Genomic DNA, 8,177 nt, shown 5'->3' with positions numbered 1-8,177 from the left:
CGGGCGACGGCCTGTTGCGCGCGCCCATGCCCGGCCAGGTGCGGGCCGTCAAAGTCGCCGAGGGCGAGCAGGTCACCCAGGGGCAGGTCGTCCTGCTCCTGGAGGCGATGAAGATGGAAATCCGAGTGCAGGCGCCTTTCGCGGGCACGGTGACCCGCCTGGAGGTCCGGGAGGGGGAGGTGGTCGAGCGGGATGCCGTGCTCGCCGAGATCACCCCTGAATCCGCGTAACGGAGGGTAGGATGGCCGGCAAATACTACGAAGATCTGCAGGTGGGGATGCGCATCCAGCATGCCCTGGGGCGCACCATCACCGAGGCCGATAACACGCTGTTTTGCGCCCTGACCATGAACCCGCAACCGCTGCACCTCAACGAAGACTTCGCCGCCCAGACCCGCTTCGGGAGGCGCATCGTCAACGGGCTTTTGACCATGGCGCTGGTGGTGGGCCTGACCGTGCCCGACCTGACGCAAGGCACCATCGTGGCCAACCTGGGCTACGAGAAAGTCGTCCACCCCCACCCGGTGTTCCACGGCGACACGATCTACGTGGAAACCGAGGTGCTCGCCATGCGCGAATCGCGCTCGCGGCCCCATGTGGGCATCGTGCGGCTGCGCCACATCGGCCGCAATCAGGACGGCGTGGTAGTGTGTGAACTGGAGCGCACCGTGATGTTCCTCAAGCGCTCCGCGGTGGAGCCGGGGAAACAGGAGGGATGAACATGCGTGCACGGCGGGCGTTGCTTTACGTGCCCGGGTCAGACCAACGCAAACTGGAAAAAGCCGCCGGGTTGGAGGTGGACAGCGTCTGCATGGATTTGGAGGACGGGGTGGCGTTAGGCCAAAAGGCCGCCGCTCGCGCCATGGTCGCCCAGGCCCTGCGTGCGTTGGATTTCGGCCGCACCGAACGGGTGGTGCGCATCAACGCCGTAGGCAGCGGGCTGGAAACCGACGACCTGGCCGCCGTGCTCCCGGCGCGCCCCGACACCATCATGGTGCCCAAGGTGGAACAAGCCGACCAGTTGCGCTGGGTGGACGAGCAACTGGCCCGCGCCGAGGCCGCTCACGGCTGGCCGCAGGGAAGCACCGCGCTGCTGGCCCTCATTGAAACGGCGCGTGGGGTGGTCAACCTGGCAGCCATCGCCCAGGCCACGCCGCGCCTGCAGGCGTTGGGCTTCGGGGCCGAGGACTTGATGGCCGACATCGGCGGTAAACGCACGGCCAGCAACCGTGAGGTCGTCTTTCCGCGCAGCCAGATGGCGTTGGTGGCGGCGGCCTTCGGGTTGCAGGCCATCGACATGGTGTATGTGCGCTACAAAGACCTGGAAGGGCTGCGGAGCGAAACCGAAGAGGCCGCTGTGTTGGGGTATCAGGGAAAACAAGTCATCCATCCGGCCCAGGTGCCTGTGGTGCAGCAGGTGTTTACCCCCAGCGCCGAAGAAATCGCCTACGCGCAAAAGGTGCTGGCGGCCATGAAGGCGGCCGAAGCCCGCGGCGAAGGGGTCATTGGCCTCGAAGGCAAAATGATCGACATGCCCATGATCCGCGCTGCCCAGCGGGTGCTGGCCCGCGCCCGCGCGGCGGGGTTGGTGTGAACCAGAATAATATCCCGGTCGGCCGAGAAGTCGAAGCCCTATCCCTGGCCGGAGAGCGAAACAAGTGCGTCTTTTGGGAAGCAACTTCGACCCCCTGAGCCAGACTCAGGGGGTCTTGTCATGACAGGAGGACCGGTGCTTGCCCCTTGTCCGAACTTAGTGCAACCCTCGGGAAGGGTGCACCGCCTGTCAAAGTGGCAAAGGCGCGGTACAATAGTTTAGAACGATTTTCCCTATTCTTGTGTTGAGGAGGAAGACCATGGCCGACCGAATTGAATACCGCATCCACGGCGATGATTTGCAGATGGTGGAAATCATCCTCGACCCCGGTGAGGGGGTGCGTGCCGAAACGGGCACGATGACTTTCATGGAAGACAGCATCGAGATGGAAACCTCCACCGGAGGCGGGCTGCTGAGCGGGCTCAAACGCGCCCTGGCCGGGGAAAGTTTCTTCATCACCACTTTCATCAACCGCAGCCGCCAGCCGGCCAGCGTGGCTTTTGCGGCGCCTTATCCGGGCAGGATTGTGCCCATCGACCTGAGCGCCGAGGGGGGCGCTTTCATCTGCCAGCGCGATTCATATCTGTGCTCGGCGCAGGGCATTGATGTGGAGGTCGCTTTCAGCAAGCGGTTGGGCGCTGGGCTGTTCGGTGGGGAAGGCTTCATCTTGCAGCGGTTGAAGGGCGATGGCCTGGCCTTCATCCATGCGGGCGGCACGGTGATTGAGAAAGAACTGGCCCCTGGGCAGAGCCTGCAGGTAGACACCGGGTGCATCGTGGGCTTTTCTACCACGGTGGACTACAACATCCGCTTTGTGAAGGGTTTCCGCAACATCCTCTTTGGCGGCGAAGGGCTGTTCCTGGCCACCCTGACCGGCCCGGGGAAGGTGTATCTGCAGAGCCTGCCTCTCTCGCGGCTGGCCGACCGCATTTTGAGCGCCTCGAAGAAGCAGATGGGCGAGCAGAAAGGCGTGGCCGGGTTGGGCGGTGATTTGCTGGGCAATTTCCTCAGCGGTTCGTGAGCCTTGCCTGGTATGGGCGTTCCCTGCTGGTGGCAGGGACTGACGGTTATTGAGGTGGGCGTGGCTGTGGGGCTATATTGGGCGCGCTGGCTTGGCACCGACGGCGGCGTCGGGTGCCGGGGGCGCTGCTGGCGGCTTTTGGGGTCCTGGCAGCGTGGAGCGCCCTGCGCCTGCTGGCCCCGCCCACCGGATTGTGGCGTTGGGCGCATGGCCCGCTGGTGCCGGTGGGCGAACGCGCCTTGTTCACCCTCTTTCTCTTGCTGACCGCGTACGCCTTGCTGCAGCCGCTTTTCCCGGCCTATCGGCAGCCTCTGCGCTGGTTGTTGGGGAGCCATATCGGTTTCTGGGCGTTGCTCAGCGGGGCCGTCTGGGCGAATTTCGGCACGGCGTGGCAGCCCAGGGCGCGTTTCGTCAACCACTGGGGGAGCGTGGCCTTTGCGCTGTACGAACTGATTCTGATGGCCGTGCTTTTGTTGACCGTGGGATATGTTTACCGTCACACCCGGTCGCGGCCCGTGCTTTGGGCGGGCACGGCCTTTGGGGTCTGGTTTTTGTCCACTGGGATCCATCTGGTTGCCTCGCTGCGGGGCACGGATATCCCCATGGAGCCGGGCGTGTGGATCCGGATGGGAAACCTGGCGGCTTTTCTCCTCCTCGCCTTTGCCTTTCTGCGCCCGGACCCCTCACGCCGGGCCTTTGCCGAGCGCTACTTCGCCGACGCCCAGGTGTTGGTCCGGCGGTTAGAGGCCGAGTTGGCCGAGATGGCGGCCGCTCAGGCCCGTTTGGAGGAGCGGCAACGCATCGCCCGCGAACTGCATGACTCGGTCAGCCAGGCGCTTTTCAGCGTGGAGTTGCAGTTGAGCACGGCAGACGTGCTGTTGGGCACCGACCCGGAACGGGCGCGGAGCACCCTGGCCCAGGCCCGGCGTACCGTGCATGAGGCGGCCAATGATCTGCGCGCGCTCATTGCTGACTTGCGCCCCCCGGCTCTGGCAGGGAAGTCCCTTCTTGAGGCGCTGACCGACCTGGCCCGTTCGCTGGAGGAGAGCGAGGGGGTGCCGGTAGAGGTGCGCCTGGATGTGGAAGGACGGCTGAGCGAGGCCGAAGAGGGGGAACTCTATCGCATCGTTTATGAGGCGTTGACCAATGCGGTCAAGCATGCCCAACCCCAACACATTGTCGTGACGCTGGACCTGCATCCCCCGGCCTTTCGCCTGACCGTCGCCGATGATGGTCAGGGGTTCGACCCGCAGGCCATCCCCCCCGGTCATTGGGGGGTGGCGGGGATGCAGGAGCGCGCCGAGCGGTTGGGCGCCACCTTTCGCCTGACGACGGCTTCTGGTCAGGGCACACGCATTGAAGTGGTCCGGAGGGAAGCATGATCCGACTGGTCATTGCTGAGGATCATCAAATCGTGCGCGAAGGATTGCGGATGTTTTTGGAAACTCAACCGGATATGCAGGTGGTGGCTGAGGCGGCCAACGGCAGGGAGGCGCTGGAAGCGGTGCGCCAGCATCGCCCGGATGTGCTTTTGCTGGATTTGATCATGCCCGAGGTGGATGGGTTGGCGGTGTTGCGCCAGGTGACCCAGGAGGTGCCGGAGACCAGGGTGTTGGTGCTGACCAGCGCCAGCGATGACCGTATGGTGTTGCCGGTCGTGCGTGCGGGGGCGGCGGGCTATGTGCTCAAAACCATTTCGGCGGCGGAACTGGCCGAGGCGGTGCGCAAGGTGGTTCAGGGGGAGCCGGTGCTCCACCCTGACATCACGCGGATGTTGATGCGCGAGGTGCGGCGGGGGCCTGGGGCGGTGGCCGGAGAAGCCTTCACCCAGCGCGAACTGGAGGTGCTCAGCCTGCTGGCGCATCATCTGACCAACAAAGAGATCGCGGCGGAGATGGGCATCAGTGAAACCACGGTCAAGACCCATGTGCGCAACATCCTGCACAAACTGAGGGTGAGCACGCGGGCGGAGGCGGCCCGCTACGCGCGCGAACAGGGTCTGGGGTGAGGACGCCGGTTTAGGGACTCTCCGGGGTGGCATGAGGCCGTTGCCGGATGGCAAGGGCAAGCCAAAAAGGGCAGAGGTCATTCGCCTCTGCCCTTTAGATTTGCGAGGGTTGTGTTCTGGGGTTACGGTGTGGGAGTAGCAGAAGCGTCCATCTCCTGGCAGTTGCCCTGGCCTTGACCGGGGCCATGCCCCTGCCCATGCCCACGCCCGTGCTCGCCGCCTCTGCCGTGGGGTTCGCTCAGGATGCGCTGGAACTCTTCAGCCGAGATGAACTGGGGGGTGTAATCGGCTCCCTGAGCGCGCAGGTTGCCCACGAAGGCCTGCATGTGGTGATAGGAACCGGTGCGCAGGCGCTCGTACACCGTTTGAATGTCGGCGTGGGTGGTGCGCGCGATGGTCTCGTTCAGGTCTTTGATGTCCAGGTCTTCGATGGTCGCGCCCACCGTCAGGGCCGCTTCCAGGGAAGCCGAGCCCTGCTCCACCAGTTGGTTGTACAGGTCCTGGATTTGAGGGTCGCTGAACACGCCGCGGGCATCGCCGGTCTGGGCGACCGGGTCATCCAGACTGTAGCGGTCCAGCAACACACCTATGGCGTCCATGTGCATTTGTTCGGAGCGCGCGATGTTGCTGAACACGGGCGAGCCCCATTTCTCGTACAGGGTCAGGTACACATCCCGGGCCAGTTTTTCCTCTTCGCGCATCTTGAGCAGGTCCGCGATCTCTTCGGGGCTCAGATTGGTGTTCTCAGGGGTGGGGAGGCCCTGGGCAGGGTTCATATCCTCCGGCGGGCCGCCGTGTTCACCCTGCGGGCCGGCCATGGTCCTATGCTCCTGGGAAGCCGCCGGCCCATATCCTTGTCCCGCAGCCGGACCGCGCCCCTTCGGGGCCGCTGCGGTGGTAGGGGCAAGAGTGACCACGGCTTCGGGCGTGGCCTCTGGCGTTGGCGAAGATGTCGCCTGACAGGCCACCAAACCGAAGGCCAGCACAAGCAAGCCAATGAGCATGAGGGGGAATCGTTTCTTCAACATGGTCAAACCTCCAAATGGGTTGTTTTTTTGCGTTGGAGGCGGCGCTTCGGCCGCCAATGCCCGGTTTTGCTCAGGCGTCCGCAGTGTAGCAGGGAACGGCCCTTTGCGCCTCGTCCGCGAAGGAGGAAAAAGGGGGGATTCTTCTGGATGACCCGGTGGCCCCTGAAAAGGCGGGTACAATTGGGAGCGTTGTCATCCCTACAATGAGGTTAGACGATGTCGTCACTGTTTTTGGGCGAGTTGGCCGCTTTGGGCGCCGCGGTTTGCTTTACCTTTGGTCCGACGATGTTCACCCTGGCCGGACGGCGGGTGGGTTCGCTGACGGTGAACCGTTTCCGCCTGTTGCTGGCCAGCCTTTTTCTCCTGCTTCTCCATTTCGTTTTCTACGGCCAGCCCTACCCTGCTTTGGACGGCAGGATTTGGGGCTATTTGTTCCTTTCGGGGGTGATCGGGTTGGCCATTTCCGATGTGTTTCTGTTTGAGGCCTTTGTGCGCATTGGGCCCAGGCTGGCGCTGTTGGTGCTCAATCTGGTGCCTGTGGCAACCACCGCGGTGGCCTGGGTGCTCTTTGGGGAGCATCTCACCGGGGGCGAATTGGCCGCCATCGCGGTGACCCTGGCGGGCGTCTCGTGGGTGGTGGCCGAACGCCCTTTGAACGATGATGGCACCATCAGGGCGCATGACCCGCGAGGATTGCTGTTCGCTTTCGCCGCCGTGGGATTGCAGACCGTCAGCACCTTGCTGGCCAAAGGGGGGATGATGGCGGGGATCCCGGCGGTTTCGGGGAATGTGGTCCGGATGTCCGGTGGGGTGCTGGCCCTGTGGCTGTGGACCCTCCTCAAAGGCGAGGCCGGAAGCACCCTGCGCGTGGCCTGGGAGCGGCCGCGCGTTTTGGGGATTATCGCGGCTGGTGTGGCGATCGGACCGGTGCTGGGCATAACCCTTTCGCTCTTTGCCCTCAAGGTCATCCCGGTGGGCATCGTGAGCACCCTTGGGTCGCTGACGCCGGTGCTGCTCATCCCGGTGAGCCGCTGGGTGTTCCACGAGCGGGTGAGCCTGCGGGCTGTGTGGGGCACTTTGCTGGCTACAGCTGGCGTGGCCTGGCTGCTGCTGATGGGTTGAGCGCCAGCACGAAACCGGCGGCCAGGGCTTCCCTGGCCGCCGGGGGCTGGCGGAGGCCGGTTGGCTCACAAGATGAGCATGGCATCTCCGAAGGAAAAGAAGCGATAGCCCTCCTGTTTGGCCACTTCGTAAGCGTGCAGGATGGTTTCCCATCCGGCAAAAGCGCTGACCAGCATGAGCAGGGTGGAGCGGGGCAGGTGAAAGTTGGTGATCATGGCGTCGACCACGCGGAAGGTGAAGCCGGGGAGGATGAACAAATCCGTATTCCCCTCAAAAGGGGCGATGACCTGGCCGGGGGGCGCGTGGCGCGCGGCGGTTTCTAAGGTGCGCACCGTGGTGGTGCCCACGGCCACGATGCGCCCCCCTGCGGCGCGGGTGGCGTGGATGCGTTGGGCCGTTTCAGGCGGCACGCGACACCACTCGGTGTGGATTTTGTGCTGGGTGGGGTCGTCTTCTTTGACAGGGGCGAAGGTGTCCAGCCCCACATGGAGGGTAACCTCGGCGAAGCCGATGCCCTGGGCTTTCAATGTTTCGATGAGTTGAGGCGTGAAGTGCAGGCCGGCCGTGGGCGCGGCCGCCGAGCCGGGCTCGCGGGCGTACACGGTCTGGTAGCGTTCGGGGTTCGCCAAAGGGCGGTGGATGTACGGCGGGAGCGGAACGTGCCCCACGGCTTCCAGTTGACGGTCGTTGAGCGGGGCGGCGAAGCGGATGCGGCGCAGGGGACCATCCAGTTGGGCCACGATTTCCGCCTGGGGGCCGCCTTCCACCTGCAGGCGCACCCCGGGCCGCAGCCCGCGGCCACGCACCATGGCCTGCCATAGGCCAGGGCCTTCGCGGCGCAGCAGCAGCAACTCGACCTTGCCGCCGGTGGGGACCTTGTGGGCGAAAAGCCGCGCCGGGATCACCCGGGTGCGGTTGACCACCAGCAGGTCACCGGGCTGCAGAAAGCGCCCCAGGTCGCGAAAAATGGCATGGGTAATCGCCCCCGTGGACCGGTCAAGCACCATCAGCCGGGCGCTGTCCCGCGGCTCGGCCGGGCTCTGGGCAATGTATTCGGGGGGTAAGTTGTAGTCGAAGTCGTTGGTTTGGAGGGGCATGGGAACTTATTTCAGCCATCGTGCCAGCAGATTCATGAGCACGGTGAGCACAATAGAGAGCAAAATCGAAGTCGCCAGGGGGAAGACGCAGGTGAAGTTGCCCCGCTGATACACAATGTCACCGGGGAGGCGGCCTAAGGGGAGATGTAGTCGGCCAAAGGCGTAGATAGCCAGGCCTACCAAGAAGACAACGCCTCCAGCCAGCATGATGCTCCGCCCGATGCTTTGCCAGTCCATACTGCCCTCCCGATCTTACCAATCAAACAACAGAGCATCCAACAATGCTTTGCCGTGTTCGTTTCCCACTT

At 64.2% G+C, this 8,177-nt stretch carries 10 protein-coding genes; 7 read left to right on the top strand and 3 right to left on the bottom strand.

Annotation, left to right across the window (positions count from 1 at the left end):
* The 6 genes from G4O04_08865 to G4O04_08840 form a co-directional block, all read left to right on the top strand.
* A partial coding sequence (locus G4O04_08865; protein ID HEY58625.1) for an acetyl-CoA carboxylase biotin carboxyl carrier protein subunit occupies positions 1-230 on the top strand: 230 nt, incomplete at its 5' end.
* Positions 231-241: 11 nt separating this feature from the next.
* On the top strand, positions 242-718 hold the full coding sequence (locus tag G4O04_08860; GenBank protein ID HEY58624.1) for a MaoC family dehydratase: 477 nt from the start codon (positions 242-244) through the stop codon (positions 716-718).
* A gap of 2 nt (positions 719-720) precedes the next feature.
* Positions 721-1,593 carry a CoA ester lyase gene (locus G4O04_08855; GenBank protein ID HEY58623.1) on the top strand — a complete coding sequence of 291 codons (873 nt, stop codon included), beginning with the start codon at positions 721-723 and terminating at the stop codon, positions 1,591-1,593.
* Between the two features lie 259 nt (positions 1,594-1,852).
* On the top strand, positions 1,853-2,614 hold the full coding sequence (locus G4O04_08850) for a TIGR00266 family protein (protein ID HEY58622.1): 762 nt from the start codon (positions 1,853-1,855) through the stop codon (positions 2,612-2,614).
* A 77-nt stretch (positions 2,615-2,691) separates the two neighbouring features.
* Positions 2,692-3,996 (top strand): hypothetical protein, encoded by a 1,305-nt coding sequence (locus tag G4O04_08845; GenBank protein HEY58621.1) that lies wholly within the window; start codon positions 2,692-2,694, stop codon positions 3,994-3,996.
* Positions 3,993-4,622 (top strand): response regulator transcription factor, encoded by a 630-nt coding sequence (locus G4O04_08840; GenBank protein ID HEY58620.1) that lies wholly within the window; start codon positions 3,993-3,995, stop codon positions 4,620-4,622. Before G4O04_08845 ends, G4O04_08840 begins: the two co-directional genes overlap by 4 nt.
* Before the next feature lie 122 nt (positions 4,623-4,744).
* Here the strand turns inward: G4O04_08840 and G4O04_08835 are convergent, their stop codons facing one another.
* A complete protein-coding gene (locus G4O04_08835) occupies positions 4,745-5,440 on the bottom strand; it encodes a DUF2202 domain-containing protein (GenBank protein ID HEY58619.1) in 696 nt (231 codons plus the stop codon).
* 426 nt (positions 5,441-5,866) lie between these two features.
* Between G4O04_08835 and G4O04_08830 the strand changes: the two genes are divergently transcribed.
* Complete coding sequence (locus G4O04_08830; GenBank protein HEY58618.1) at positions 5,867-6,772, top strand: DMT family transporter; 906 nt, start codon at positions 5,867-5,869, stop codon at positions 6,770-6,772.
* Between the two features lie 65 nt (positions 6,773-6,837).
* Here the strand turns inward: G4O04_08830 and queA are convergent, their stop codons facing one another.
* Both queA and G4O04_08820 read right to left on the bottom strand, forming a co-directional pair.
* Entirely contained in the window at positions 6,838-7,869 is a 1,032-nt protein-coding gene (queA, locus tag G4O04_08825; protein ID HEY58617.1) for a tRNA preQ1(34) S-adenosylmethionine ribosyltransferase-isomerase QueA, read from the bottom strand.
* Between the two features lie 6 nt (positions 7,870-7,875).
* Positions 7,876-8,106, bottom strand: a complete 231-nt coding sequence (locus tag G4O04_08820; protein HEY58616.1) for a DUF2905 domain-containing protein — start codon at positions 8,104-8,106, stop codon at positions 7,876-7,878.
* Positions 8,107-8,177 lie beyond the last annotated feature (71 nt).

The sequence above is a fragment of the Anaerolineae bacterium genome, from assembly GCA_011176535.1.
Classification (GTDB): Bacteria; Chloroflexota; Anaerolineae; order Anaerolineales; family DRMV01; genus DUEP01.
The sequence above is the reverse complement of the archived record's forward strand: the minus strand, read 5'-3'. Positions and strand labels throughout refer to the sequence as shown.

Coding starts and splice junctions, on each gene's coding strand:
- G4O04_08860 (HEY58624.1), top strand. CDS start 242: ATGGCCGGCAAATACTACGAAGATCTGCAGGTGGGGATGCGCATCCAG.
- G4O04_08855 (HEY58623.1), top strand. CDS start 721: ATGCGTGCACGGCGGGCGTTGCTTTACGTGCCCGGGTCAGACCAACGC.
- G4O04_08850 (HEY58622.1), top strand. CDS start 1,853: ATGGCCGACCGAATTGAATACCGCATCCACGGCGATGATTTGCAGATG.
- G4O04_08840 (HEY58620.1), top strand. CDS start 3,993: ATGATCCGACTGGTCATTGCTGAGGATCATCAAATCGTGCGCGAAGGA.
- G4O04_08835 (HEY58619.1), bottom strand. CDS start 5,440: ATGGCCGGCCCGCAGGGTGAACACGGCGGCCCGCCGGAGGATATGAAC.
- G4O04_08830 (HEY58618.1), top strand. CDS start 5,867: ATGTCGTCACTGTTTTTGGGCGAGTTGGCCGCTTTGGGCGCCGCGGTT.
- queA (HEY58617.1), bottom strand. CDS start 7,869: ATGCCCCTCCAAACCAACGACTTCGACTACAACTTACCCCCCGAATAC.
- G4O04_08820 (HEY58616.1), bottom strand. CDS start 8,106: ATGGACTGGCAAAGCATCGGGCGGAGCATCATGCTGGCTGGAGGCGTT.